At 70.6% G+C, this 24644-nt stretch carries 22 protein-coding genes; 10 read left to right on the plus strand and 12 right to left on the minus strand.

Annotated features, from left to right (window positions below; genetic code table 11):
- Nucleotides 1-5: 5 nt before the first annotated feature.
- On the plus strand, nt 6-533 hold the full coding sequence (locus OG210_RS07020; protein ID WP_328335611.1) for a DapH/DapD/GlmU-related protein: 528 nt from the start codon (nt 6-8) through the stop codon (nt 531-533).
- A gap of 91 nt (nt 534-624) precedes the next feature.
- On the opposite strand, the gene OG210_RS07025 is transcribed toward OG210_RS07020, so the two are convergent.
- From OG210_RS07025 to OG210_RS07040, 4 genes are all read right to left on the minus strand, one after another.
- Nucleotides 625-984, minus strand: coding sequence for a UBP-type zinc finger domain-containing protein (locus tag OG210_RS07025; RefSeq protein WP_371535332.1), 360 nt, complete (start codon nt 982-984; stop codon nt 625-627).
- A gap of 28 nt (nt 985-1012) precedes the next feature.
- Nucleotides 1013-1468 carry a VOC family protein gene (locus OG210_RS07030; protein ID WP_328335610.1) on the minus strand — a complete coding sequence of 152 codons (456 nt, stop codon included), beginning with the start codon at nt 1466-1468 and terminating at the stop codon, nt 1013-1015.
- Nucleotides 1469-1588: 120 nt separating this feature from the next.
- Nucleotides 1589-2071 (minus strand): NUDIX domain-containing protein, encoded by a 483-nt coding sequence (locus tag OG210_RS07035; protein ID WP_328331397.1) that lies wholly within the window; start codon nt 2069-2071, stop codon nt 1589-1591.
- A 49-nt stretch (nt 2072-2120) separates the two neighbouring features.
- Nucleotides 2121-3341, minus strand: a complete 1221-nt coding sequence (locus tag OG210_RS07040; protein ID WP_328331395.1) for a 4-hydroxybenzoate 3-monooxygenase — start codon at nt 3339-3341, stop codon at nt 2121-2123.
- Between the two features lie 160 nt (nt 3342-3501).
- On the opposite strand from OG210_RS07040, the gene OG210_RS07045 reads away from it, so the two are divergent.
- The 3 genes from OG210_RS07045 (at nt 3502) to OG210_RS07055 (ending at nt 6011) form a co-directional block, all read left to right on the plus strand.
- Nucleotides 3502-4233 (plus strand): helix-turn-helix domain-containing protein, encoded by a 732-nt coding sequence (locus OG210_RS07045; protein WP_328331393.1) that lies wholly within the window; start codon nt 3502-3504, stop codon nt 4231-4233.
- Between the two features lie 62 nt (nt 4234-4295).
- On the plus strand, nt 4296-4574 hold the full coding sequence (locus OG210_RS07050) for a hypothetical protein (protein WP_328331391.1): 279 nt from the start codon (nt 4296-4298) through the stop codon (nt 4572-4574).
- A gap of 219 nt (nt 4575-4793) precedes the next feature.
- Nucleotides 4794-6011: an NlpC/P60 family protein gene (locus OG210_RS07055; protein WP_328331390.1), complete on the plus strand. Its 1218-nt coding sequence runs from the start codon at nt 4794-4796 to the stop codon at nt 6009-6011.
- Between the two features lie 32 nt (nt 6012-6043).
- Here OG210_RS07055 and OG210_RS07060 read toward each other — a convergent pair whose 3' ends face one another.
- The 5 genes from OG210_RS07060 to OG210_RS07080 are packed head-to-tail and all read right to left on the minus strand — an operon-like array spanning nt 6044 to nt 11321.
- A complete protein-coding gene (locus OG210_RS07060; protein ID WP_328331388.1) occupies nt 6044-7279 on the minus strand; it encodes a styrene monooxygenase/indole monooxygenase family protein in 1236 nt (411 codons plus the stop codon).
- A 14-nt stretch (nt 7280-7293) separates the two neighbouring features.
- A complete protein-coding gene (locus OG210_RS07065) occupies nt 7294-7920 on the minus strand; it encodes an ATP/GTP-binding protein (RefSeq protein WP_328331386.1) in 627 nt (208 codons plus the stop codon).
- Nucleotides 7901-8290, minus strand: coding sequence for a DUF742 domain-containing protein (locus OG210_RS07070; protein WP_371535337.1), 390 nt, complete (start codon nt 8288-8290; stop codon nt 7901-7903). The genes OG210_RS07065 and OG210_RS07070 overlap by 20 nt, the downstream gene beginning before the upstream one ends.
- Complete coding sequence (locus OG210_RS07075; RefSeq protein ID WP_328331382.1) at nt 8287-8772, minus strand: roadblock/LC7 domain-containing protein; 486 nt, start codon at nt 8770-8772, stop codon at nt 8287-8289. The genes OG210_RS07070 and OG210_RS07075 overlap by 4 nt, the downstream gene beginning before the upstream one ends.
- Nucleotides 8769-11321 carry a nitrate- and nitrite sensing domain-containing protein gene (locus tag OG210_RS07080; protein ID WP_371535339.1) on the minus strand — a complete coding sequence of 851 codons (2553 nt, stop codon included), beginning with the start codon at nt 11319-11321 and terminating at the stop codon, nt 8769-8771. The genes OG210_RS07075 and OG210_RS07080 overlap by 4 nt, the downstream gene beginning before the upstream one ends.
- Before the next feature lie 409 nt (nt 11322-11730).
- On the opposite strand from OG210_RS07080, the gene OG210_RS07085 reads away from it, so the two are divergent.
- Nucleotides 11731-12513 carry a hypothetical protein gene (locus OG210_RS07085; RefSeq protein ID WP_328331378.1) on the plus strand — a complete coding sequence of 261 codons (783 nt, stop codon included), beginning with the start codon at nt 11731-11733 and terminating at the stop codon, nt 12511-12513.
- Between the two features lie 148 nt (nt 12514-12661).
- On the opposite strand, the gene OG210_RS07090 is transcribed toward OG210_RS07085, so the two are convergent.
- Complete coding sequence (locus OG210_RS07090; RefSeq protein WP_371535340.1) at nt 12662-13144, minus strand: MarR family winged helix-turn-helix transcriptional regulator; 483 nt, start codon at nt 13142-13144, stop codon at nt 12662-12664.
- Between the two features lie 230 nt (nt 13145-13374).
- On the opposite strand from OG210_RS07090, the gene OG210_RS07095 reads away from it, so the two are divergent.
- On the plus strand, nt 13375-14202 hold the full coding sequence (locus tag OG210_RS07095; protein WP_328331374.1) for a lysozyme: 828 nt from the start codon (nt 13375-13377) through the stop codon (nt 14200-14202).
- Nucleotides 14203-14299: 97 nt separating this feature from the next.
- Here the strand turns inward: OG210_RS07095 and lon are convergent, their stop codons facing one another.
- Both lon and OG210_RS07105 read right to left on the minus strand, forming a co-directional pair.
- Nucleotides 14300-16702 carry an endopeptidase La gene (lon, locus tag OG210_RS07100; RefSeq protein ID WP_371535341.1) on the minus strand — a complete coding sequence of 801 codons (2403 nt, stop codon included), beginning with the start codon at nt 16700-16702 and terminating at the stop codon, nt 14300-14302.
- A gap of 106 nt (nt 16703-16808) precedes the next feature.
- Nucleotides 16809-17603 carry a rhomboid-like protein gene (locus OG210_RS07105; RefSeq protein ID WP_371535342.1) on the minus strand — a complete coding sequence of 265 codons (795 nt, stop codon included), beginning with the start codon at nt 17601-17603 and terminating at the stop codon, nt 16809-16811.
- A gap of 84 nt (nt 17604-17687) precedes the next feature.
- On the opposite strand from OG210_RS07105, the gene OG210_RS07110 reads away from it, so the two are divergent.
- The 4 genes from OG210_RS07110 (at nt 17688) to OG210_RS07125 (ending at nt 24583) form a co-directional block, all read left to right on the plus strand.
- A complete protein-coding gene (locus tag OG210_RS07110; protein WP_328331370.1) occupies nt 17688-18443 on the plus strand; it encodes a spermidine synthase in 756 nt (251 codons plus the stop codon).
- Nucleotides 18444-18576: 133 nt separating this feature from the next.
- Nucleotides 18577-19314, plus strand: a complete 738-nt coding sequence (locus tag OG210_RS07115; protein ID WP_266853138.1) for a response regulator transcription factor — start codon at nt 18577-18579, stop codon at nt 19312-19314.
- Nucleotides 19311-20489 (plus strand): ATP-binding protein, encoded by a 1179-nt coding sequence (locus tag OG210_RS07120; RefSeq protein WP_371535343.1) that lies wholly within the window; start codon nt 19311-19313, stop codon nt 20487-20489. Before OG210_RS07115 ends, OG210_RS07120 begins: the two co-directional genes overlap by 4 nt.
- Nucleotides 20490-20758: 269 nt before the next feature.
- A complete protein-coding gene (locus tag OG210_RS07125) occupies nt 20759-24583 on the plus strand; it encodes a multifunctional oxoglutarate decarboxylase/oxoglutarate dehydrogenase thiamine pyrophosphate-binding subunit/dihydrolipoyllysine-residue succinyltransferase subunit (protein WP_328331366.1) in 3825 nt (1274 codons plus the stop codon).
- The last annotated feature ends 61 nt before the right edge of the window (nt 24584-24644 follow it).

The following is a 24644-nucleotide window of genomic DNA, read 5'->3' on the forward strand; positions in this document are numbered from 1 at the left end:
AGGTCATGTACGTCAGGACAACCGAGTTCGCGCGCCATGCGGAGCGCATCGTGGAGGTGACCGACGCGACGTCCCGACTGAACGTGCTGCCGTTCAGCGACACCGAAGGCCGTGCAGAACTACTTTCTGTTGTGTTCGGTGGCCCGCTCCCGGAGTCCGTGACGATCTACCCGCCGTTCTTCACCGAGCACGGGCTGAACACGACGTTTGGGGAGAACGTCTTCGTCAACCAGGAATGCACGTTCATGGACAAGGGCGGGATCCGCATCGGCGACGCAGTCATGATCGCCCCGAAGGTCAGCCTCATCACCGGCGGGCACCCTCTGCCGCTTGCCGAGCGTCGCGAGTACCTCTCCTTCGCCCCGATCGTCATCGAGGACGACGTCTGGATCGGGACGTCCGCCGTGATCTTGCAAGGAGTGACCATCGGTGCCGGTGCGGTGGTCGCCGCCGGTGCGGTGGTCAGTCGTGATGTTCCTGCCGGCACCCTGGTCGCGGGAGTCCCCGCCCGGGTGATCAAGACGATCGACTGAGCCCGGGCGGGCCACCGGCCCAACGGTGAGCAGCACGTCTGCGGTCTGATTTCGATGCCCCCCACGCCGTCCTGATAACGGCCGGGCGCGGTCAGTGGAGCTGTCGCTCCCAGTCCCCAGGGACTTTGTCCCGGGGGCCCGGAGTGGGCTGCGAAGCGGGGTGCGCGGTGGGCGGGGCCAGCTCCGGCCCCTCGTAGTACTGATCGGTCTCGATGTTCCAGAACCAGTCCTCACCCGGTTCGAAGCTGGTCAGCAGAGGGTGTCCCGCCTCGCGCGCGTGTTGCGTGCCGTGCTGCCCGGGCGAGGAGTCGCAGCATCCGATGTTCCCGCAGGCGGCGCAGCGCCGCAGGTGGAACCACCATCCCGGCCCGTCCCCCGCCAAGCAGTCCGCGCACCCGGTCCCGCTGGGTGTCGCGGTCGGATCGAGACCTGGGATCTGCTCCTGTGCCATGAGGGATGCCTCTCTCGTGAAACGCCGTTCAGCGGTCGGGTTGCTTGTCGGTGCGTGCCAGGATGCCCTTCAGCAGGCCGGTGGACTGTCCGACCTCGATGAGGTAGCCGTCCGGGTCGCGCATGTAGCAGCGCAGCTCGGCAAGCCGGTCGATGGGCGGGGTGAGGAACTCGGCTCCCTGGGCGCGGGCCGCTTCGTAGAACTCCTGGATGTTCGCTACCCGTACGTTCAGGAAGCTGGAGACGGTGTGGGGGTCGTCCGGTGTGCGCAGAACGACGTCGGGTTTGTCGTCGGTGGGCCCGCCGCCGGGGTTCATGATGATCCAGCTGTTGGCGACCTTGACGATGCAGGGGTTCTCATCCAGCACCACCTTTCCCCCCAGTACGGCGGCGTAGAACGCCCGCGAGCGGGGGACGTCGCTGACCGTGAGGAAGTGCGTGAGCACCAGGCCCTCGGCGGGTGCGGGAAGGTCCTCGGCCGACATGCCTTCGGAGATGAAATCGGACATATGCCGAGCGTATGGCGCGGGCGGCGGCCCGGCATCCTGATCGCCGCCCACCACATGCCCCTGTCTCCCAGAGGGAGACACGGGCGAGCCGTCCGATCAGAGGCCCAGCCGCACTGGCCCTGCTGGAACACCAGAGGTGATCAGCGCCGTCAGAGGAGTCGCGAGGTCGCGGGGGGAGAAGAGGTCGGCACCTGCGTAGGAAGCGACTTCACGCGGGTGCCACCACTTCAGACCGCTGATGTTCTCCGCGGCAAGCTGCTCATCGGACAGAGTCCCTCGCGGTGTGAACGTGGCGGTGCGCACGAGGTAGTAGTCGTTGATGACCCCGTCGTAGCCTGCGGCATGAGCAGCCACGACTTCCTGGTGCCAGACGTGCGACGGATCGGCCCCGAGGGCAAGGCCCACCTCCTCCCGCAGTTCGCGGCGCAGCGCGGCAAGCGGTGTCTCGCCGGGCTCGATCCCTCCGCCGGGAGCTGCCCAGACCACCGTTCCCGCCGGCTCTGGAATCGCGAATCGGCACAGCAGGATGCGGTCGTCCTCGTCGAGCACGACCGCACGCACTGAATGACGCAGGTTCACTGACGGCCTCCGCAGGCACTCCACACAGCGCGGTCGCCCCACAGCCGGGTCACCGTCCGCCTTCCTCCCCCATGTAGGGCCCCGCGAACGCCCTGGCCGCCGTGTCCGATTCCAGGAGCCGGCGCAGCCGGGCCCGCGCGGTGCCCGCCCGGAAGCGGTCGCCGGACGACGCCCCGTGCAGTACGTCCGAGAGCCACTGCGAGAACTCCTGGTACTGCCAGACCCGCCGCAGGGCTGCCTGTGAGTATCCCGCGAGCCCGCCGTCGTCGCCGGTGCCGCCCTCGCCCGGGACGGCCGCGATCAGCGCGTCCGCGAGCAGCAGCGCGTCGTGGATCGCGAGGTTCATCCCCTTCGCCGCGATCGGTGCGATCAGGTGCGCCGAGTCGCCCGCGAGGTGGAGGCGGCCGTAGGACATCGGCTCCACCACGTAGTTGTGCATGTCCAGCACCACCTTCTCCACGAGCGGCCCCTCCGTGAGGGGCGGAGAACCCTCCGCGGCGAGGCGGGTCCGCAGCTCGTGCCAGACGCGCTCGTGCGGCCAGTCCTCCGGGGTGTCACCGGGCGGGACCTGGAGGTAGTAGCGGGTGACCTCGGGACTGCGGGCCATATGGGCGCCGAACCCGCGCTCGTGGATGCCGAAGACCACGCCGTCCGCCGACGGCGGTGCCTGGGCGAGCAGCGCCAGCCAGGCCACCCCGTCGTCGCGGCGGCTGACCGTGACCTGGCCGTCGGGTATCGCCGTCCTCGCGACCCCCCGCGCGCCGTCGCAGCCCGCGACGTAGTCGCACACGACGCGGTGCCGGGAGCCGGTCAGCGGATCGGTGTAGGAGATCACCGGCCGGTCGCCGCCGATGCCGTCCAGCCGTACGTCCCGGACGCCGAAGCGGGCGTCGCCCGCGCCCTTGTCCGCGTACGAGGCGATCAGGTCGGTCACCAACTGCGGCTGCGGATAGACGAAGTGGCGCCGCCCGGACAGCTCGGCCGTCGGCACGGTGTGCCGCTCGCCGTCGAACCGGAACTCGAACTCGCCCTGGGTCTCGGCCTGGACGAGGATCCGCTCCGCGAGGCCGTGCCCGGCGAGCGACCGTACCGCCCACTCCTCCATGAACCCGGCACGCGGACGGCGCTCGATGAAGTCTCTGCTCTCCGCTTCCAGAAGCACGCAGTCGACGCCGCTGTCCTGCAGCCGGTTCGCCACGACGAGCCCGGCGGGACCGGCCCCTATGACGACGACGGAGGTGTGCGTGAGGACGGGAAGAGCCGAGGACACGTGGGGGTTCCCTTCAGGTTCGGGCGGGAGAGCGCCCAGGAGGACACGGGCCGGAACTGCGGTGTGACCAGTCGAAGTATGGCGGTGGCGCCGCGGCGGCCGGATCCGGGGCACTCCCCGTAACGTGCCCCGTCGTGAACACCGGGATTACGCTGCGGTCATGACCCCCGCAGCGATCCCCGCGTACCGACGCCTCAGCGTCGAGGAGCGCCGTGTCCAGCTCCTCGACGCGGCCCTGTCGCTCTTCGCGCACCGGGCGCCCGACGAGGTCTCGCTCGACGACGTCGCCGAGGCGGCAGGGGTCTCCCGGCCGCTCGTCTACCGCTACTTCCCCGGTGGGAAGCAGCAGTTGTACGAGAAGGCGCTGCGCTCGGCGGCCGACCAGCTCGAACTCTGCTTCGCCGAGCCGCAGACCGGCCCGCTCACCGTACGGCTGGCCCGGGTGCTCGACCGCTATCTCGCCTTCGTGGACGAGCACGACGCCGGGTTCTCCGCGCTGCTCCAGGGCGGCACCGTCGCCGAGACATCCCGCACCGGGGCGATCGTGGACGAGGTGCGGCGGGCCGCGGCCGAGCAGATCCTCGTCCACCTCGGAGTCGGCACACCGGGTCCGCGGCTGCGCATGATGGTGCGGACCTGGATCGCGGCCGTCGAGGCCGCTTCGCTGATCTGGCTGGACGAGGAGAAGCAGCCGCCCGTCGGCGAGCTGCGCGACTGGCTGATCGACCATCTCATCGCGCTCCTCGCGGCGACGGCCGGGACGGACCCTCAGACCGCGGCGGCCGTCAGGACCGCGCTGGCCGGTGAACGGCCCGAAGGCGCGGTCGGAGCCCTGGCCCACCGGCTGCTGCCCGTGGTGGACGAGGCCGCGCGGCTGCTGGGCGGCGGCTGAGGGGGACTGCGCCGGTGGCCTCGCCGGGCGGGCCGGCGTACGGCCTGCGTCAGACTGGCCCGGTGAAGAGCGAAGAGACCCTGTTCGAGGGCGGTCCGCTGGACGGGCGGATCCTGCCCGTCCTGCTCGGCCCGACCGGCCACCCGCCCAAGGTGTACGAGGTTCCCGTCCCGGACGCCGGGGGCGGGCCGCCGACGGTACTGGTCTATGTCCGCACCCCGGCCGGCCATACCAGGCGTCTCGGCATTCAGCGCGGCTGGAAGTACGTGTACGCACCGGACGGCCGGCCCCGCACCCTGAAGTGGCCCTGGTCGAAACCGGACGGGCAACCGGAGGCGTGAGACCGGGAGCAGAGACGTGACGCCGGAGGGGAGGCCTGAAGCCGGGCAGCACGCCGGACAAGGCGCCTGATACCAAGTCAGGCGGCGGGCCCCGCAACCGTTCCGCCCTGTATGGGTGACGGGATTGAGCCGATCCGCCCACCCCGGAGGTGACAACGACGGCTTCGCCCCATGCTCGGCCCGGGGCGGACGGTCCGCCCCGGAAGCAGAGGTGTTGTGGTGTCAGGCAGACTGCTGCGGTTCATCTGTACGACGGCACTGGCCACGGTGGTGGTCGGTGCGACCCCCGCACTCGCCGTTCCGGTCGGCCTCCACGGCCCCGTCCCTGAACCGGGCCCGGCAGCATCGCCCGCCCCCACCGGCCCCGCAACTCCTGTCGGTCCCACCGGTCCCACTGGTCCCACCAGTCCCGGTGGCACTGCGGCGGACCCGGGCCCGACCGCCCCCGGAGGGACCGACCCGGCACCGGGCGCGCCCGCTGCCGCGCCCGCCGCTCCCCGTACCCCCGCCGAGGCCACCCTGACCCGGCTCCGGACCCTCTACCAGCAGTCCGAGCAGGCCGGGCAGACCTACCGCGCCACCACGGAGGCGCTCAAGCGCCAGCAGGTCAAGGCGAAGAGCGTCGGGGCCGGTCTGGTGAAGGCGCGGATGGAGCTCGCCCAGAGCCGTAACGCCGCGGGCCGGCTGGCGCGCGAGCAGTACCAGGAGCAGTCCGGGCTGTCCCCCTATCTGGATCTGATGCTGGGCGGCGACCCCCAGCAGGCTCTCGACGCGGGCCACCAGTTCCGGCGGGCATCGGCCGATCTGATGGCCAAGGCCCGCCGGCTGGAGAAGGCCGAGGCGCACGCCGGGGCACTCGACACCGCGTCACGTGCCGCGCTGCAGAAGAAGCAGGCACTCGTCGCCCGGCAGAAGCAGCAGTACAGGACGGCCCAGGCCCGTCTGCGCGAGGCGGAGGCACTGCTCGCCGGGCTCTCCCCGGGCGAGGTCTCCGACGTACAGGCGCAGGACGCCGCCGATACGACCGCTGCCCAGGGCGCGCTGGACGCCTCCGGGGCGCTGAGCGGACCGCAGGCCTCGGCGTCGAAGCGCGGCACCCGGGCCGTGGCGTACGGACTCGCCCAGGTCGGCAAGCCGTACCTCTGGGGCGCCGAGGGCCCCCGCTCCTTCGACTGCTCGGGGCTGACCTGGCGTGCCTGGGCGCACGCCGGGCGCACGATTCCCCGGACCAGCCAGGCGCAGTGGCGCCGGCTGCCCAGGGTCTCGCTGCGGTCACTGCGCCCGGGTGACCTGATCGTCTACTTCCCGAAGGCCACCCATGTCGCGCTGTACATCGGCGGCGGCAAGGTCGTCCAGGCACCCCGCCCCGGAGCCGACGTGAAGGTCTCCCCCATCGCGGCCAACCCGATCCTCGGCGCGGTCCGCCCGGACGCCTGAACGCCGGACGCCTGAACGCCCGGCGCCTGGCCTCAGGCTCCGGTGACCGAGGCCAGGTACGCGTTCGTCTTCTCCGGGTCGAAGAAGAAGTTCTCGAAGTCGGCGGGGTTGTTGAACCCGTTGGCGAAACGATCCGCCACGGGCTGGAGCTGGCCCGCCGCCCCGATGAGGTTCAGTACGTGCTCCGGAGGGACGCCCAGCATCGCGTTCGTCCACTTGGTGACGTGCTGTGCCGTCTCCCAGTAGCGGTCGAACGTCTGCTGCATCCACGCCTCGTCGAAGGGCTGGTCGCCGCGCTCGACGATGGAGCCGAGGTAGGCCGCCGCGCACTTCGACGCCGAGTTGGAGCCCTGGCCGGTGATCGGGTCGTTGGCCACGACCACGTCGGCGACGCCGAGGACCAGACCGCCGCCGGGCAGCCGCCCGATGGGGTTGCGGACCGTGGGGGCGTACCTGCCGGAGAGGGTGCCGCCCGCGTCGGTCAGCTCGACCTTGGTGGCCCGCGCGTACTCCCAGGGCGTGAACTTCTCCATCAGTTCGAGCGTGAGGGCCAGGTGCTCGGAGGGGTCCTTGATGCCCTGGAAGGCATCCAGCGGGCCGCCGGGCACGCCCTCCCAGAAGAGGATGTCCGCGCGGCCGCTGTTGGTGAGGGTGGGCATCACGAAGAGCTCGCCGACGCCGGGGACCAGATTGCAGCGCACCGCGTCGAAGTCGGGGTGCTCGGGGCGTACGCCCATGCCGTGCACGTACGAAACCGCCAGCGCGCGCTGGGGCACGGTGAACGGCGAGCGCGCCGCGTCCCGGCCGAACATCGAGACCAGCTCGCCCTTGCCCGCCGAGATCATCACCAGGTCGTACGTCCGGGCGAAGAAGTCCAGGTCGGAGACTGCCGCGCCGTGGATGACCAACTGGCCGCCGCGCCGCGCGAAGGACTCCATCCAGCCGGCCATCTTCACGCGCTGGTCGACGGACTGGGCGTAACCGTCGAGCTTGCCGACCCAGTCGATGGCGCGGGAGGAGTCGGGCGCGGCGACCGAGACGCCCAGGCCCTCGATCTTCGGCGCCTGGGACTCCCAGAAGTTGAGCTGGAGGTCGCGCTCGTGCTGGAGGGCCGTGTGGAACATGCACTGCGTGGACATGACCCTGCCGGAGCGGATCTCGTCGGCCGTGCGGTTGGACATGAGCGTGACCTCGTAGCCCTGGGACTGGAGGCCGAGAGCCAGCTGGAGCCCGGACTGGCCGGCTCCGACGATGAGTATCTTCCGCATGGCGGGTTGTTCTCCTATTCGGGGGTGGCGTCGAGTGCGTGGCCCACCAGGGCCAACAGGGACTCGACCACCGTCATTCTGTTACGCGCGTCCATGATCAGTACAGGCACGTGCGGGGGAATCGTCAGAGCCTCCCGCACGTCCTGCGCCTCGAAGTCGGGGGTGCCCTCGAAGTGGTTGACCGAGACGATGTACGGGAGCCCGCAGCTCTCGAAGTAGTCGAGAGCGGGGAAGCAGTCGGCGAGTCTGCGGGTGTCGGCGAGGACTATCGCGCCGATCGCGCCGCGCACCAGGTCGTCCCACATGAACCAGAAGCGCTGCTGCCCCGGCGTGCCGAACACATAGAGCACGAGGTCGTCGTCGAGCGTCAGCCGGCCGAAGTCCATGGCGACCGTGGTGGTCACCTTGTCCGGCGTGGCGCTGAGGTCGTCGGTCTCCTCGCTCGCCTGGGTCATCAGGGCCTCGGTCTGGAGCGGGGTGATCTCCGAGACCGAGCTGACGAAGGTCGTCTTGCCCACGCCGAAGCCGCCCGCCACCACGATCTTGGTGGATATGGGGGCCCGGGTGCGGTCGTTCTGCCAGGCCTGGACGGACTCATCGGCCTCGGCGGGGATCAGCGTCTCAGAGACGGCGGAGTCCACTCAGCACCCTTTCGAGCAAGGCGCGGTCGGGCTGGCCTTCGCCGTGCCCGGTACCGTACACACGGATCTTTCCCTGGTCTGCGAGGTCGCTGAGCAGGACGCGGACGACCCCCAGCCGCATCTTGAGCAGCGCCGAGATCTCCGCGACGGTACGCATCCGGCGGCAGATCTCGACGATGGCGCGCATCTCCGGCATGAGGCGCGCGGGGCCGTTGGCCAGCTCCGGGCGCTCCGGGGATGCTTCGATCGCGGCCACGAAGGTCTCAACGAAGAGGATGTGGCCGAACTTGGTGCGGCCGCCGGTGAGTGAGTACGGGCGTACTCGCGCGGGGCGGCGATCCGGGTTGCGGGCCGGGAGGGCCGGAGTCACTGGGCGCTCTCCATCGATTTGCGCAGCTCGCTGCGGAGTTCGGGGGTGAGGACATGACCGGCACGGCCGACGAAGAGGGCCATGTGGTACGCGACGACGCTCATGTCGCAGTCCGGTGTGGCGTGCACGCCCAGCAGTGAACCGTCGCTGATGGACATCACGAAGACGCTGCCCTCCTCCATCGCGACCATCGTCTGCTTGACGCTGCCACCGTCCATCAGCTTGGCGGCGCCGATGGTGAGGCTGCCGATGCCGGAGACAATGGTGGCGAGGTCGGCGGCCGACCCCTTGGGGCCGCCCTGCCGGACAACCGGGACCGAACCGGCCGCCGAGACCCCGGGGTCCGACGAGAGCAGCATCAGCCCGTCGGACGAGACGACGGCGATGGAACGGAGCCCTGGGACCTCCTCCACGAGATTCTTCAACAGCCAGTGCAGGTTCCGGGCTTCACTGCTGAGTCCGAATGTGCTGGGCGCAGTCAACTGCGTGCCTCCTCGACACTGTCCCCCGCGTCATCGGTACGTACAACATCCGATCTCTGCTCCGAGATCTCTGTTTCGACGTCCTTGCGGCCGTCCTTCGCTCCTTGGTGGAAGCCGCCGAGCCTACTGCGCAGGGCCGCGGCGTCCACCCTGCTGGTGCGCTGTTTCGGGGCCGTGTCCGCGGGCTTGGTGACCTTGGGGACGCGCTTGGGCAGCCCCTTGTCGGTGATGCGCCCGGCCCCCTGCTCCGGGATACCGCCGGTGGCCGGGTCCGGGTCGGGTCCGGCGGCCGCCGGGCCGGGCCGGTACGCGGGCTCGTGTGCGGGCCCGCGTACGGGTTCCGGCTCCGGTACGGGGCTGGGGCGCCGCATCGTGAAGGTCGGCTCGTCCACCTCGTCGGCGGTGCGCTCGTGGGCTTCGGGCCCTATCTCGTAACGCGACCTGGTCGGGATCGTGTTGGAGTTGGACTCGGCCATCGAGCCCGGCAGGCTGATCGCGGGTGCCGTACCGGATTCGGGGACGAAGTGCGGCGGGGGGACCGGGGGTCCGTCCGGCAGCAGCGCGCTGGGCAGCACGACCACTGCGGCCACCCCGCCCTGCTTCTGCTCGCGCAGCTCGACCCGTACGCCGTGCCGCCTGGCCAGCAGCGAGGCCACGTGGAGGCCGAGGCCGGACTGCTCGTCGCCGGGTGCGCCGGGACGGGAGGCGTCGGGGTTGGCGAGAAGCGCGTTGAGTTCGGTGCGCCGGCCGGGCGACATGCCGATGCCCTCGTCCTGGACGGAGAGCATCACCTCGCCGTTCTCCAGGAGCCAGCCGGAGAGCTGGACATGGGCTTCCGGCGGCGAGAACGCGGTGGCGTTCTCCAGCAGTTCGGCCACGAGGTGGCTGATGTCGTCGGCGGCGAAGCCCGCGATCTGGGCGTGCGGCGGCAGGGACTGGATGGCGACCCGCTCGTACCGCTCGATCTCACTGACCGAGGCACGCAGCACGTCCACCAGGGGTACCGGTCCCGCGCCCTGTCCGTGGCCGTGCTCGGTGCCCGCGAGGACCAGCAGGTTCTCGCTGTGGCGGCGCAGCACGGTCGCCATGTGGTCGAGCTTGAAGAGGGTGGCGAGCGCCTCGGGGTCCTGCTCGCGCTCCTCCAGGCTCTCGATGACGGTGAGCTGACGCTCGACCAGGCCGAGGGAGCGCAGCGACAGGTTGACGAAGGTCGCGCGGACGGTGTGGCGCAGCCGGTCGAGGCGGGCGGTGACCTCGGCGGTGTCCGCCTCCAGCATGGCGCGCTCGGCGTCGAACCGGTCCCGGCTGCCCCGCAGGTCGCGCCGGTCGCCCGCGAGGGCTTCGGCGCGGGCGTCCGCGGTCACCACCCTGGTGTGCAGGGCGTTGATGGACCGGACGACCTGGGCGAACTCGTCGTTGCGGCCGGTGAAGACGATCGGCTCCTCCGACTCGGGGGCGCCGGCCAGGCGCGCGGCGCCGATCCGGAGCACCGCGAGCGGGCGGGTGAGCGTACGGGCGACGGCGGCGCCGACGCCGATGGTGAGGAGCAGCAGGAATCCGGCGAGGGCGATGCGCAGTTCGAGAGCGGTCACGGCGTCGTCGCGGAGCGCGGCGGTCCGTTTGGCCTGCCGGATGCCGAGCGAGGCCTCGACGCCGCGCATCTGATCGGTGCGTGCCGCGAGTGCGGCGCCCGCCTTGACCGGGTTGGTCTTGAGGTCGGACGCGGAGAGCGTGGGCTGGTCGGCCAGGCGCGAGAGATAGCTCTCGGCGGTGCTGACCTCCGGTCCCGAGACCGTGGAGGCGAGCGACTCCTGGTCGGCCGGGCCGGCGGCCTGGTCGAAGTCGGCGAGGGCGGCGAGTTCGCGGACCCTGGCCTGCTGGGCCGCCGCGCTCAGCGCGTCCCGGGTGCGGCCGTCCGCGCCGCCGTTGCCGCCGGACTGGACGTAGGTGCCGGTCACCGGGTCGTACACGGAGGTCGTGACGGGGCGCGGGACGGCCAGCGCCCCGAGCAGCAGCCCGCGGGTCTGCGAGGCCTGCCCGACCGCCTGGCCGAGGTCGGCCACGGCGCGGGTGGCCGCCGCGTCCTCGGGCGGTGTGCGGTCGGCGAGTTGGCCGGAGATCTCCTGGACCTTCTCGATCAGGTCGGAGTACGCCTTGTTGGCTTCGAGCGCGGTGCTCTTACCGGTCAGCGCCGTCCTGCGGACGGAGGGGAGGGTGGCGAGCTCATGCCGGAGAGCGGCCGGTGCCGACGCGCCGATCTCCTCGATGTCGCTGTCGACACGGGTGGCCCGGTCGGCCGCCAGTCTGTCCTTCTTGGCGCGCCCGCCCGCGATGTAGACCGTGACGTCGTCCCGCTCGTCCGCGAGGTCGTGCGCCAGGGAGACGGTCTGCTGGTCCAGGTCGGAGAGGGTGACCAGACGCTGGGCGTCGGTCAGTTCGGCCGACGCGCTGTAGACCGCCGGAGCGCCGGCCGCGAGGACCGCGAGGCCGACGACGGCCACACCCGCGACCAGGCGCCTGCGTACCCGGGTGGTGCGCTCGGGTGGCACGCCTCTGTTGCCCCGAAGCCGCTTGTTCTGCACCGGTGCTCACAATCTTGACTCGTCCACGCATGACGCCGAGATGATGACTGATCACAAGGATGCACTCCCACCTCTGGTACGGCTTCTGACCATTCCAGTGGTTTTGGGAGGGGAGTGCGCATCACCAGGTCAGCCACCTGAACGAGTGAACATCAACAGCAAGTTGGCGAACAACTCTGCGACCCGCGCACGCGGGGCGCACGCGGAGCGCCGGTTGGAACTTCCGGACCGGCTTTGGCAGGATGCCCGCCCGCAGAGGGCCGACGGAGTTACGGAGTCGTACATTCCGTGCCAAGTTCCCCCGCCCGCACGGCGGTCCGTACCTTTCGACCGTGCCTGTGCGCCCCTCGTGAAGGCATCGGGCAGACTGACCGGTATGCGGATCGAACTCGCCTCCACCCCCGGCACCCCCGAACGCCCCAACGAGGACTGGACCGGAGCCGTCCTGCCTGCCTCGGGGCGGGGCGGGCTGCTCGTACTGCTGGACGGCGTGACTCCGCCCGCGGGGACCGACGGATGTGTACACGGCGTGCCGTGGTTCACCGCCCGGCTCGGCGGTTCTCTGGTCGAACTGTCCGGTTCGCGGGGGGATATGAGTCTGCGTGAGGTACTTGCGGAGGCGATTCGCCTTACCGCCGAAGCGCACAGCTCAATCTGTGACCTTTCTCACGTGCGCACCCCGCAGGCAACCGTCGTCATGGCGCGCTGGTCCGCCGAGACCGTCGAGCACTTGGTGCTGTCCGACTCGGTCCTGCTGGTCGAGGACGTGTCGGGGGCCGTACGGGCGGTGCTGGACGACCGCCTGGACCGGCTGCCGCGCGAGGTGCTGGCGACCGAGGCGACGGCCGACGCGGCACGGAACCAGGAGGGCGGGTTCTTCACGGCGGCCGCCGATCCGGCGGTGGCGGAGCGCGCGGTGACCGGGCGCACGCCTCTGGCGGAGGTACGGGCACTGGCCGCGCTCAGCGACGGCGCGAGCCGGTGGGTCGAGGTCTTCCGGGAGGGCGACTGGGCGGAGTGCCTGGCGGTGCTGCGCAAGGAGGGTCCGCAGGCGCTGATCGGGCGGGTGCGGGCGCTGGAGGACGCGGACACGGACCGCGCGTTCCTGCGGAACAGCAAGACGCACGACGACGCGTCGGCCGTGCTGCTGGAGCTGTAGGGGTCCGGGTGGGGCTGTGGGATACGGGTGAGGCGTGGGGATCCGGGTGGGGCTGCGGGGGTCCCTCCGCGGGCCGCGCAGAGCCTTCGGCCCCGGCTCGGTGCCAGTCGGCCGGCCACCCGGGCAGACCCGGCCCCCACCCCCCGGTTCAGCTCTCCGCGCGGGCGTTCAAGTGGTGCAGCAGACGGGCCAGTTCCGCGACCTCGGTCCGGTCCCAGCCGTCCAGCTTGCGTACGTACTCGGCCCGGCGCGCGTCCCGCACCCGCCGCATCCGTTCGCGCCCCTCGCCGGTGAGCTGCACCAGGAAGGCGCGGCCGTCGCCGGGGTCCTGCTCACGGGTGACCAGCCCGAGGACCTCGAGGGACCGCAGTTGACGGCTTATGGTCGCCCGGCCGACTCCGATGTAGGCGGCCAGGTCGGTGGCCCGCTGCCCGCCCCACTCGTCGAGGCAGACCAGCAGCCCGTAGGCGGCGGCCTCCAGATCAGGGTGGACGGCGCGCGACATCTCGCCGGACGAGGCCCGCGCACGGCGCAGAAAGACGGCCAACTCCCGTTCCAGCGCCAGGAATTCATGGTCCACACCATTCCCCGGCGGGACGGGGAGTTCACTTTCAGTACCGCTGTCGTGCACGTCAGCACCCCTTACGAGCTTTCCCGATCCTGAAAGTTTCTTTCAGCGTCTGCCATCGCCGCAGCTGGGCCAGTATTTCGCAGGAGTAGACCAACGGCAGCACCCAGGCCCCCTTCCGCCGCACGGGTCTACGTGCGTAGCGTCGACATCGCTGACATGTCCACACCACGACATGCCGGCGATGACTGAGCTCTCCCAGCTCCCCCACCGAGCCTTTCGGAGGCACGCACATGCCCGTGCTCAGATCCGGAACGGCCCGACGCGGACGTATCGCCGCAGTCGGGATCCTTCTCGCCTTCCTCACCTCCCTGCTGGCCCTGCCCGGCTCGGCCTCCGCGGCCGACACCCCCGCCCGCGGCACGGCCACCATGGGGATGGGCGTCATCGCCCACGACGGCCGGGGCGGCACCCCTCGCAACACCGGTTCGGCGGTCCAGACCGAAGGCGTCGACGTCTCCGGTTACCAGGGCAACGTCAACTGGGCGACGCTGTGGAGCAGCGGCGTGCGGTGGGCCTACACCAAGGCCACCGAGGGCAACTACTACACGAACCCCTCCTTCGCCCAGCAGTACAACGGCTCGTACAACGTCGGGATGATCCGCGGCGCGTACCACTTCGCGACGCCGAACGACTCCAGCGGTGCGAACCAGGCGAACTACTTCGTCAGCCACGGCGGCGGCTGGTCCCGCGACGGCAAGACCCTGCCCGGTGTGCTGGACATCGAGTGGAATCCGTACGGCGACGCCTGCTACGGCCTGAGCGCGGCATCGATGGTCGCCTGGATCCACGACTTCGCCAACACCTACAAGTCGCTCACCGGGCGCGACGCGGTCATCTACACCGCGACCAGCTGGTGGACGCAGTGCACGGGGAACAACAGCAGCTTCGGGGCCACCAACCCGCTCTGGATCGCCCGTTACGACTCGGCGCCGGGCGCGCTGCCCGCCGGCTGGGGCTACCAGACGATGTGGCAGTACACCTCGACCGGACCGACGGTCGGCGACCATGACAAGTTCAACGGCGCGCTGGACCGGGTCCAGGCACTCGCCAACGGCTGACGCCCGCGCACCGCACCGTGACCAGCGCAAGGCCCCCGGAGTGCTGCCGGGGGCCCTGCGTTTTCCTTCAGCCGTTCTCCAGTACGGCACCGGGCCGTCAGGCGGCCGCCGGAACCCGTACCTCCGCGGGGGACAGCGCGATCTCCAGGACCTGGCGTACGTCCGTCACCGGGTGCACCTCCAGCGTGTCGAGCACCTCGGCCGGCACGTCGTCCAGATCGGCCTCGTTCCGCTTGGGGATCACCACGGTCGTGATGCCCGCCCGGTGCGCGGCCAGCAGCTTCTGCTTCAGACCGCCGATCGGCAGCACCCGCCCGGTCAGCGACACCTCACCGGTCATGGCCACGTCCGTACGGACCTGCCGGCCGGAGAGCAGCGACGCCAGCGCCGTCGTCATCGTGATGCCCGCGCTCGGGCCGTCCTTGGGCACCGAGCCCGCCGGGAAGTGGATGTGCACTCCGCGTTCCTTCAGATCCGCGACGGGCAGCTCCAGTTCGGCGCCGCGCGAGCGCAGGAAGGAGAGCGCGATCTGCGCCGACTCCTTCATGACGTCGCCGAGCTGGCCGGTCAGGGTCAGCCCCGCCGCGCCGGTCTCGGGGTCGGCCAGCGACGCCTCGACGAAGAGGACGTCGCCGCCCGCGCCGGTCACCGCGAGTCCGGTGGCCACACCGGGCACCGCCGTACGGCGCTCCGCCGGGTCCTGCGCGGACTCCGGCACATGGTGGGGCCGCCCGATCAGCGGCCGCAGTCCGGCGTCGGTGACGGTCAGCGGCAGCTCCTGCTCGCCCAGCTCGTGCTGGGCCGCGACCTTCCGCAGCAGCCTGGCGACGGCCCGCTCCAGGTTCCGTACGCCCGCCTCGCGGGTGTACTCCCCCGCCAGCTTGCGCAGCGCGGAGTCGTCGAGCGCCACCTCGCCGGGCTCCAGACCCGCGCGCTCCAGCTGCCTGGGCAGCAGGTGGTCGCGGGCGATGACGACCTTCTCGTCCTCGGTGTAGCCGTCGAGCCTGACCAGCTCCATACGGTCGAGCAGCGCCTCCGGGATGGCTTCCAGCACGTTCGCGGTGGCCAGGAACACCACATCGGACAGGTCGAGTTCGACCTCCAGGTAGTGGTCCCGGAAGGTGTGGTTCTGGGCCGGGTCGAGCACTTCGAGCAGGGCGGCCGCCGGGTCGCCCCGGAAGTCCGAGCCGACCTTGTCGATCTCGTCGAGCAGGACGACCGGGTTCATCGAGCCGGCCTCCTTGATCGCCCGCACGATCCGTCCGGGCAGCGCGCCGACGTACGTACGCCGGTGTCCGCGGATCTCGGCCTCGTCCCGTACGCCGCCGAGCGCGACGCGGACGAACTTGCGGCCCATGGCGTGCGCGACTCCCTCGCCGAGTGAGGTCTTCCCGACCCCGGGCGGGCCGACGAGCGCCAGTACGGCGCCGCCGCGCCGGCCGCCGACGATGCCCATGCCGCGGTCGGCACGGCGCTTGCGTACGGCCAGGTACTCGGTGATGCGCTCCTTCACGTCCTCCAGGCCGGAGTGCTCCGCGTCCAGGACGGCCTTGGCGCCCCTGATGTCGTACTCGTCCTCGGTGCGTTCGTTCCACGGCAGTTCGAGGACGGTGTCCAGCCAGGTCCGGATCCAGGAGCCCTCGGGGCTCTGGTCGGACGAGCGCTCCAGCTTCTCGACCTCCTTGAGCGCGGCCTCCCTGACGTACCCGGGGAGCGCGGCGGCCTCGACGCGGGCCCGGTAGTCGTCGGACTCGTCGTCCGCCTCGCCGTTGAGCTCGGAGAGCTCCTTGCGTACGGCCTCCAGCTGGCGGCGGAGCAGGAACTCGCGCTGCTGCTTGTCCACGCCCTCCTGGACGTCCTTGGCGATGGACTCGGCGACGTCCTGTTCGGCGAGGTGCTCGCCCAGCCACTGGACGGCGAGCTTCAGCCGGGCCACCGGGTCGGCGGTCTCCAGGAGCTCGGTCTTCTGGGCGAGGGTGAGGAACGGCGAGTAGCCGGAGTTGTCCGCGAGGGCCGACACGCCCTCGATCTGCTGGACGCGGTCGACGACCTGCCAGGCTCCGCGCTTCTTCAGCCAGTCGGTGGCGAGCGCCTTGTACTCCTTGACCAGCGCGGTGACGGCGCCGGGCAGCGGCTCGGGGTCGGTCTCGTCGACGTGGATCCCCTCGACCCAGAGCGCGGTGCCCGGACCGGTGGTGCCGGCGCCGATACGGACCCGGCCCCGGCCGCGGACCAGGGCTCCGGGGTCTCCGTCGGAGAGCCTGCCGACCTGTTCGACGGTGCCGAGGACGCCGGTGCTCGCGTAACTGCCGTCGAGCCGCGGAACGAGCAGGACCAGCGGCTTGTTGCCGCTGGAGCGGGCGGGAGACGCCTGGGCGGCCTCCACGGCGGCGCTTACGTCCGCGTCGGAAAGGTCCAGCGGCACCACCATTCCGGGCAGCACGACCTCGTCGTCGAGCGGCAGCACGGGCAGGGTGAGCGGTGTGGACGTGTCAGCCATGATCTCCCCTTAGGCAGTGAAGTTGAGCTATGCAGACTCAATGCCGAGAGGGGCGCTGGTGTTCCCGGGCGGCCGTTCGCTCTCAGCGATCGGGTCCGCCACCAGGTCAGGAGGCCGGAGCCGAGGCGTCGGCGGGGCTGCCGGGCTCGCCCGTGGAGGGGCTCGCGCCGACCGGTACGGACGGCTCGGACCCTGCGAGTGGAGCGGGTGCCGTGGCCGCCCGGGATGTGCGGCCGGTCCTGGCGGCGGCCCAGCGGCGCACCAGCGGCCAGCAGGCCACCCCGATGGCGAGCGACAGCGGATGGCCCCAGTCGGTGAGAGGGTCGCCGAGGGCCAGCAGCGCCTGGACGAGCGCCGTGGCGACGGCCCCCAGGAGGGGCCAGCGCAGCAGTGGCGGGAGCAGCCCGGCCAGGGCCCCGACACCGGTCATCAGTCCGAAGCTGATGCCATAGTCCAAACGGTGGAGCGAGGAGTCGGGGAGATGGCCGGCGGCGACCGCGACACCGACCGGGATCTCGGTCGCCAGAGTCGCCAGGACGTGCCCCGTCAGGAACACCGCGCCGGTGTGCAGCGCGCCTATTCGGCGCTCCAGGGCGGTGAGGACGAGCAGGAAGCCGGCCGCGGACACCGACAGCAGGCCGCCGGCTATCCACAGGGCGCTGCCCACCAGGACGAGCAGCGGGGTACGGGCCAGATGGGCCATGTCGGTACTGGAGTCGCGCAGCAGGGCGGTGACGGTGTGCGGGTCGGCGTGCTCGGCGAAGAGCGAGGTGGCGACCAGCACCAGGACGTAGACGAAGGTGAAGGGCGTTCCGGTGGGGGTGGGCAGCAGGCGCAGCAAGGGCAGCAGGGCCCGGCCCGGGCCACCGGCCGGGCGTCGCGTCCGCTGCGTGTGGTGCACTCTGTCTGTCCCGTCGGCCGTCGGTCTGTCCGTTCGACTCACTCCCCCAACGTTCACTCTCCGGGATAGCCTCCGACGGCGCCTATGACATCCACCACGCGAAGCAACCCCCGCACCCCCCGTGGCGTCCGGGGCCGGCCCGGGAGGAGACCCCCCATCGACATCAGCGACATCGGCGACGTACGCACGCTTGACCGGCGCGAGGGCCCGTACGGCGAGGTCGTGCTGCGCGAGCGCGGGGAGCACTTCGAGATCATCGCCAACGGGTGCTTCCTGATGGACACATCGGACGGCCGCTCGGAGCGGCTGCTGATCGACGCGGCACTGGCCGCACTGCCGGCCGGCCGCGACCGCCCCTCCGTGCTCATCGGCGGACTCGGCGTCGGATTCTCACTCGCACACGCCGCTGCGGACCCCCGCTGGGGCCGGATCACGGTCGTCGAACGCGAGCAGGCCGTCATCGACTGGCACCTGGAGGGTCCGCTCGCCCGGATCTCGGGAACGGCGCTCGCCGATCCCCGGACTGTGATCCTGCCCACCGATCTGGTCGCACACATGCGCGGATCCACATCGGCATATGACGCTTTGTGCCTGGACATCGACAACGGGCCAGGATGGACGGTCACCGACGACAACGGCGGGCTGTACACCGCGGACGGCCTCACCGCTTGTATGGAACGGCTCAAACCGGGAGGAATCCTGGCCGTCTGGTCGGCTCAGCCATCGGCGACTTTTGAGGAAGCCTTGCGGAATGCCGGATTCAGTGGGGTAAGGACCGAAGAGATCCCAGTTGCCCGGGGCGTGCCTGACGTGGTCCATCTCGGTGTTCGCCCTGCGTAGCCGGGACGGCGTCCGGGCATCTAGTCTGCTGACCGGCAGATGAGATCTGGACGCTTTGTCCAAGAACGCAGCTGGGACACAGCCGCGTACGCAGCAGAACGTACATTCGAGAGCGCACTTCCAGGGGCGGGCGATGGAGCAGACACACACCACCCACAACGGCGTCGCGGCCACCCCGGGCGCCCAGCGCCGGGTGCTGGTGGTCGAGGACGACCCGACAATCGTCGACGCCATCGCCGCACGGCTGCGGGCCGAGGGTTTCCAGGTGCAGACGGCAACGGACGGCCCGGCCGCGGTGGACGCGGCCCAGGGCTGGCAGCCGGACCTGATGGTCCTCGACGTGATGCTGCCCGGCTTCGACGGCCTTGAGGTCTGCCGCCGCGTCCAGGCGCAGCGGCCGGTGCCGGTCCTGATGCTGACGGCCCGCGACGACGAGACCGACATGCTGGTCGGGCTCGGTGTCGGCGCCGACGACTACATGACCAAGCCGTTCTCCATGCGCGAGCTGGCGGCGCGCGTCCATGTCCTGCTGCGGCGGGTGGAGCGGGCGACCATCGCCGCCTCGACGCCGCGCAGCGGCATCCTGCGCCTCGGCGAGCTGGAGATCGACCACGCGCAGCGGCGGGTGCGGGTGCGCAACGAGGACGTGCATCTGACGCCCACCGAGTTCGATCTGCTGGTCTGCCTGGCGAACACCCCGCGTGCCGTCCTCTCGCGCGAGCAGCTGCTCGCCGAGGTCTGGGACTGGGCCGACGCGTCCGGCACCCGGACCGTGGACAGCCACATCAAGGCGCTCCGCCGGAAGATCGGGGCGGAGCGCATCCGTACGGTGCACGGTGTCGGGTACGCGCTGGAGACCCCGGCACCATGACCGGTCCGCGGTGGGGGCGGACCTGGAGCGGTGTCCGGCCCCGGGACCTGGGCCGGGAACTGGGCCGGGATCTGGGCCGGCTGCTGGCCCGGCCCCGGCCGTGGAACCGGCAGCGCCCCTTCCCGGTCTCGATCAAGGCCAAGCTGGGCACGCTCGTGGTGGTGTCGGTCTTCATCACCACGGGGCTGCTCCTGGTGGCGCTGCGCACGAAGACGGAGCTGCGGTTCATCACGGTGTTCTCGGTGATCGCCTCGATGCTGATCACCCAGTTCGTGGCGCACAGCCTGACCTCGCCGCTGGACGAGATGAACACCGTGGCCCGGTCGATCTCGCACGGTGACTACACCCGGCGGGTCAGCGGCGCCGACCGCAGGGACGAGCTGGGCGACCTGGCCACGACCATCAACCGGATGGCCGAGGATCTGGAGGCGGTGGACCGGCACCGCAAGGAGCTGGTCGCGAACGTCTCCCATGAGCTGCGGACCCCGATCGCGGCCCTGCGGGCGGTGCTGGAGAACGTCGTGGACGGGGTGTCGGCCGCCGACCCCGAGACGATGCGCACCGCGCTCAAGCAGACCGAGCGGCTCGGCCGGCTGGTCGAGACGCTGCTCGACCTCTCCCGCCTGGACAACGGCGTGGTGCCGCTCAAGGCCGCCCGTTTCGAGGTGTGGCCGTATCTCTCGGGCGTGCTGAAGGAGGCGAACCTGGCAGCCGCGCAGCGCGCGGGCGCTTCGGGCTCCGGCGGCCAGCACACCCGGACGGACGTCCATCTCCATCTGGATGTCTCGCCGCCCGAGCTGACCGCGCACGCGGACGCCGAGCGGCTCCACCAGGTGGTCGCCAACCTCATCGACAACGCGGTCAAGCACTCCCCGCCGCACGGCCGGGTCACGGTACGGGCCCGGCGCGGCCAGCAGCCGGAGTCGCTGGACCTGGAGGTCACGGACGAGGGCCCGGGCATCCCCGAGGCCGAGCGGCACCGGGTCTTCGAGCGCTTCAACCGGGGCCGCGCCCCGTCCCCGCACGGCCCGGGCAGCGACGGCGGTACCGGGCTCGGTCTGGCCATCGCCCGCTGGGCCGTCGATCTGCACGGCGGGCGGATCGGGGTGGCCGAATCGTCCCGTGGTTGCCGGATACGCGTCACTCTTCCGGGCGTATCGAGAACACCAAGTTGACGTAAAGTCTTCAGCGGAAGCCCGCGTTCCGTACAGAACCCGCGGGTAGGCGCGTCAGAGGGTGTCGGCCAAGGGGCGGCAGCTGTGATGCGCCATACCCGCATAACGCGGAACCACGCTTGTTTCCCGCCATTTCAAGCCGTGAAACCAGCTTTCGAGTGTGACTTACACGACGTTGGACCGCCCAGCCTGCGCCTCCAGGCCGGGGAGGCGTAGCCTTTATTTCCGCTGTCCATCACCTTGTGAAGCGGAAGAGGGCGGTTAACGCCGTGTCGTCTCAGTCCCCCAGTAATTCGAGCATCTCGACCGACCAGGAGGGGCAGGACAAGAGTCCTGCTGACGCTTTTGGTCCCAATGAGTGGCTCGTCGACGAGATCTACCAGCAGTACCTCCAGGACCCGAATTCGGTTGACCGTGCCTGGTGGGACTTCTTCGCCGACTACAAGCCAGGTTCTGCCGGTGCTCCCACCGCGGGTGCGGAACCGGTGAGCCCGAACCCTCCACACCAGTCGGGCGAGAGCGGCCGGGCGGCCGCCGCGCACGGTGGCGCAGCCGCGGGGGCTGCTCCCACCACCGCAGCGCCCGTCACGCCTCCGGCTGCCGCGCCCGCAGCGCCGCAGGCCCCGGCTCCGGCCGCGCCTGCCGCCGCGAAGCCCGCGGCCGCCGCCAAGCCCGCGGCGAAGGCCGAGCCCGCCGCCGCGCCCGAGGCGCCCGAGGCGCCGGCCGGCCCCGAGCTGGTGACACTGCGCGGCCCGTCCGCCGCGGTCGCGAAGAACATGAACGCCTCGCTGGAGCTGCCGACGGCCACGTCCGTCCGCGCGGTCCCGGTGAAGCTGCTCTTCGACAACCGCATCGTCATCAACAACCACCTGAAGCGCGCCAGGGGCGGGAAGGTCTCCTTCACCCACCTCATCGGCTTCGCGATGGTGCAGGCCCTCAAGGCCATGCCGTCGATGAACCACTCCTTCGCGGTGAAGGACGGCAAGCCGACGCTGGTCAAGCCGGCCCACGTCAACCTCGGCCTCGCCATCGACCTGGTGAAGCCGAACGGCGACCGCCAGCTCGTCGTCGCGGCCATCAAGAAGGCCGAGACGCTCAACTTCTTCGAGTTCTGGCAGGCGTACGAGGACATCGTCCGCCGCGCCCGCGCGAACAAGCTGACGATGGACGACTTCACCGGGGTCACCGCGTCGCTCACCAACCCCGGCGGTATCGGCACCGTCCACTCCGTGCCCCGTCTGATGCCCGGCCAGGGCCTCATCATGGGCGTCGGCGCGATGGACTACCCGGCCGAGTTCCAGGGCACTTCGCAGGACACCCTGAACAGGCTGGGCGTCTCGAAGGTCATGACCCTGACCTCGACCTACGACCACCGGGTCATCCAGGGCGCCGCGTCCGGCGAGTTCCTGCGGATCCTCGCCAACCTGCTGCTCGGCGAGAACGGCTTCTACGACGACCTGTTCGAGGCGCTGCGCATCCCGTACGAGCCGGTCCGCTGGCTCCGGGACATCGACGTCTCGCACGACAATGACGTCACCAAGGCCGCCCGCGTCTTCGAGCTGATCCACTCCTACCGGGTCCGCGGCCATGTCATGGCCGACACCGACCCGCTGGAGTACAAGCAGCGCAAGCACCCCGACCTGGACATCATCGAGCACGGGCTCACCCTCTGGGACCTGGAGCGCGAGTTCGCCGTCGGCGGCTTCGCCGGCAAGTCGATGATGAAGCTCCGCGACATCCTGGGCGTGCTGCGCGACTCGTACTGCCGCACCACCGGCGTCGAGTTCATGCACATCCAGGACCCCAAGCAGCGCAAGTGGATCCAGGACCGCATCGAGCGCGGCGCGCACGCCAAGCCCGAGCGCGAGGAGCAGCTGCGCATCCTGCGCCGGCTGAACTCGGCGGAGGCGTTCGAGACCTTCCTGCAGACCAAGTACGTCGGCCAGAAGCGCTTCTCGCTCGAAGGCGGCGAGTCCGTCATCCCGCTGCTCGACGCGGTCATCGACTCGGCCGCCGAGTCGCGCCTCGACGAGGTCGTCATCGGGATGGCCCACCGCGGCCGTCTCAACGTGCTGGCCAACATCGTCGGCAAGTCGTACGCGCAGATCTTCCGCGAGTTCGAGGGCAACCTCGACCCGAAGTCGATGCACGGCTCCGGCGACGTGAAGTACCACCTCGGCTCCGAGGGCACCTTCACCGGTCTGGACGGCGAGCAGATCAAGGTCTCGCTGGCCGCCAACCCGTCGCACCTGGAGACCGTCGACCCGGTCGTCGAGGGCATCGCGCGCGCCAAGCAGGACATCATCAACAAGGGCGGCACGGACTTCACCGTGCTCCCGGTGGCGCTGCACGGCGACGCGGCCTTCGCGGGCCAGGGCGTCGTCGCCGAGACGCTCAACATGTCGCAGCTGCGCGGCTACCGCACCGGCGGCACCGTGCACATCGTGATCAACAACCAGGTCGGCTTCACCGCCGCCCCGGAGTCGTCGCGCTCGTCGATGTACGCCACCGACGTGGCCCGCATGATCGAGGCGCCGATCTTCCATGTGAACGGCGACGACCCGGAGGCCGTGGTGCGCGTCGCGCGCCTCGCGTTCGAGTTCCGCCAGGCGTTCAACAAGGACGTCGTCATCGACCTGATCTGCTACCGCCGCCGCGGTCACAACGAGGCCGACAACCCCTCGTTCACGCAGCCGCTGATGTACGACCTGATCGACAAGAAGCGCTCGGTGCGCAAGCTCTACACCGAGTCCCTCATCGGTCGCGGCGACATCACCCTGGAAGAGGCGGAGCAGGCGCTCCAGGACTTCCAGGGCCAGCTGGAGAAGGTCTTCGCGGAGGTCCGCGAGGCCACATCCGAGCCCGCCGAGGCGACGGTGCCGGTCCCTCAGGCCGAGTTCCCGGTCGCCGTGGACACCTCGATCTCCCAGGAGGTCGTGAAGCGGATCGCCGAGTCGCAGGTCAACATCCCGGACCGGATCACCGTGCACCCGCGGCTGCTGCCGCAGGTCCAGCGCCGGGCCGCGATGATCGACGAGGGCACGATCGACTGGGCGATGGGCGAGACCCTCGCCATCGGCTCGCTGCTCCTGGAGGGCACCCCGGTGCGCCTCTCCGGCCAGGACTCGCGCCGCGGGACCTTCGGCCAGCGGCACGCGGTGCTCATCGACCGCAAGACCGGCGAGGACTTCACCCCGCTGCTCTACCTCTCCGACGACCAGGCGCGTTACAACGTCTACGACTCGCTGCTCAGCGAGTACGCGGTGATGGGCTTCGAGTACGGCTACTCGCTGGCCCGCCCGGAGTCGCTGGTCATGTGGGAAGCGCAGTTCGGTGACTTCGTCAACGGCGCGCAGACCGTGGTGGACGAGTACATCTCGGCCGCCGAGCAGAAGTGGGGCCAGACGTCCGGCGTCACCCTGCTCCTCCCGCACGGCTACGAGGGCCAGGGCCCGGACCACTCGTCCGCCCGCCCGGAGCGCTTCCTCCAGCTGTGCGCGCAGAACAACATGACGGTCGCCATGCCGACGCTCCCGTCGAACTACTTCCACCTCCTGCGGTGGCAGGTGCACAACCCGCACCACAAGCCGCTGGTCGTCTTCACCCCGAAGTCGATGCTCCGCCTCAAGGCGGCCGCGTCGAAGGCGGACGAGTTCACCACGGGCGGCTTCCGTCCGGTCATCGGGGACGACAGCGTCGACCCGAGCGCCGTGCGCAAGGTCGTCTTCACGGCCGGCAAGGTCTACTACGACCTGGACGCGGAGCGCACCAAGCGCGGCGTCACGGACACCGCGATCATCCGTCTTGAGCGCCTGTACCCGCTGCCGGGTGCCGAACTCCAGGCGGAGATCGCCAAGTTCCCGAACGCCGAGAAGTACCTCTGGGCGCAGGAGGAGCCGGCGAACCAGGGTGCGTGGCCGTTCATCGCGCTCAACCTGATCGACCACCTGGACCTGGCGGTCGGCGCCGACGTCCCGCACGGTGAGCGCCTGCGCCGCATCTCGCGGCCGCACGGTTCCTCGCCCGCGGTCGGCTCCGCCAAGCGCCACCAGGCCGAGCAGGCCCAGCTGGTCGCCGAGGTCTTCGAGGCCTAGGCGGTACCGGCAGGTTCACCCCGTGGGGCCCGTACGCATCACACGATGCGTACGGGCCCCA

Source organism: Streptomyces sp. NBC_00466, from assembly GCF_041433995.1.
GTDB lineage: Bacteria > Actinomycetota > Actinomycetes > Streptomycetales > Streptomycetaceae > Streptomyces.

Coding starts and splice junctions, on each gene's coding strand:
- OG210_RS07110 (WP_328331370.1), top strand. CDS start 17,688: ATGACATCCACCACGCGAAGCAACCCCCGCACCCCCCGTGGCGTCCGG.
- OG210_RS07095 (WP_328331374.1), top strand. CDS start 13,375: ATGCCCGTGCTCAGATCCGGAACGGCCCGACGCGGACGTATCGCCGCA.
- OG210_RS07020 (WP_328335611.1), top strand. CDS start 6: ATGTACGTCAGGACAACCGAGTTCGCGCGCCATGCGGAGCGCATCGTG.
- OG210_RS07060 (WP_328331388.1), bottom strand. CDS start 7,279: ATGCGGAAGATACTCATCGTCGGAGCCGGCCAGTCCGGGCTCCAGCTG.
- OG210_RS07025 (WP_371535332.1), bottom strand. CDS start 984: ATGGCACAGGAGCAGATCCCAGGTCTCGATCCGACCGCGACACCCAGC.
- OG210_RS07030 (WP_328335610.1), bottom strand. CDS start 1,468: ATGTCGGCCGAGGACCTTCCCGCACCCGCCGAGGGCCTGGTGCTCACG.
- OG210_RS07115 (WP_266853138.1), top strand. CDS start 18,577: ATGGAGCAGACACACACCACCCACAACGGCGTCGCGGCCACCCCGGGC.
- OG210_RS07085 (WP_328331378.1), top strand. CDS start 11,731: ATGCGGATCGAACTCGCCTCCACCCCCGGCACCCCCGAACGCCCCAAC.
- OG210_RS07120 (WP_371535343.1), top strand. CDS start 19,311: ATGACCGGTCCGCGGTGGGGGCGGACCTGGAGCGGTGTCCGGCCCCGG.
- OG210_RS07045 (WP_328331393.1), top strand. CDS start 3,502: ATGACCCCCGCAGCGATCCCCGCGTACCGACGCCTCAGCGTCGAGGAG.
- lon (WP_371535341.1), bottom strand. CDS start 16,702: ATGGCTGACACGTCCACACCGCTCACCCTGCCCGTGCTGCCGCTCGAC.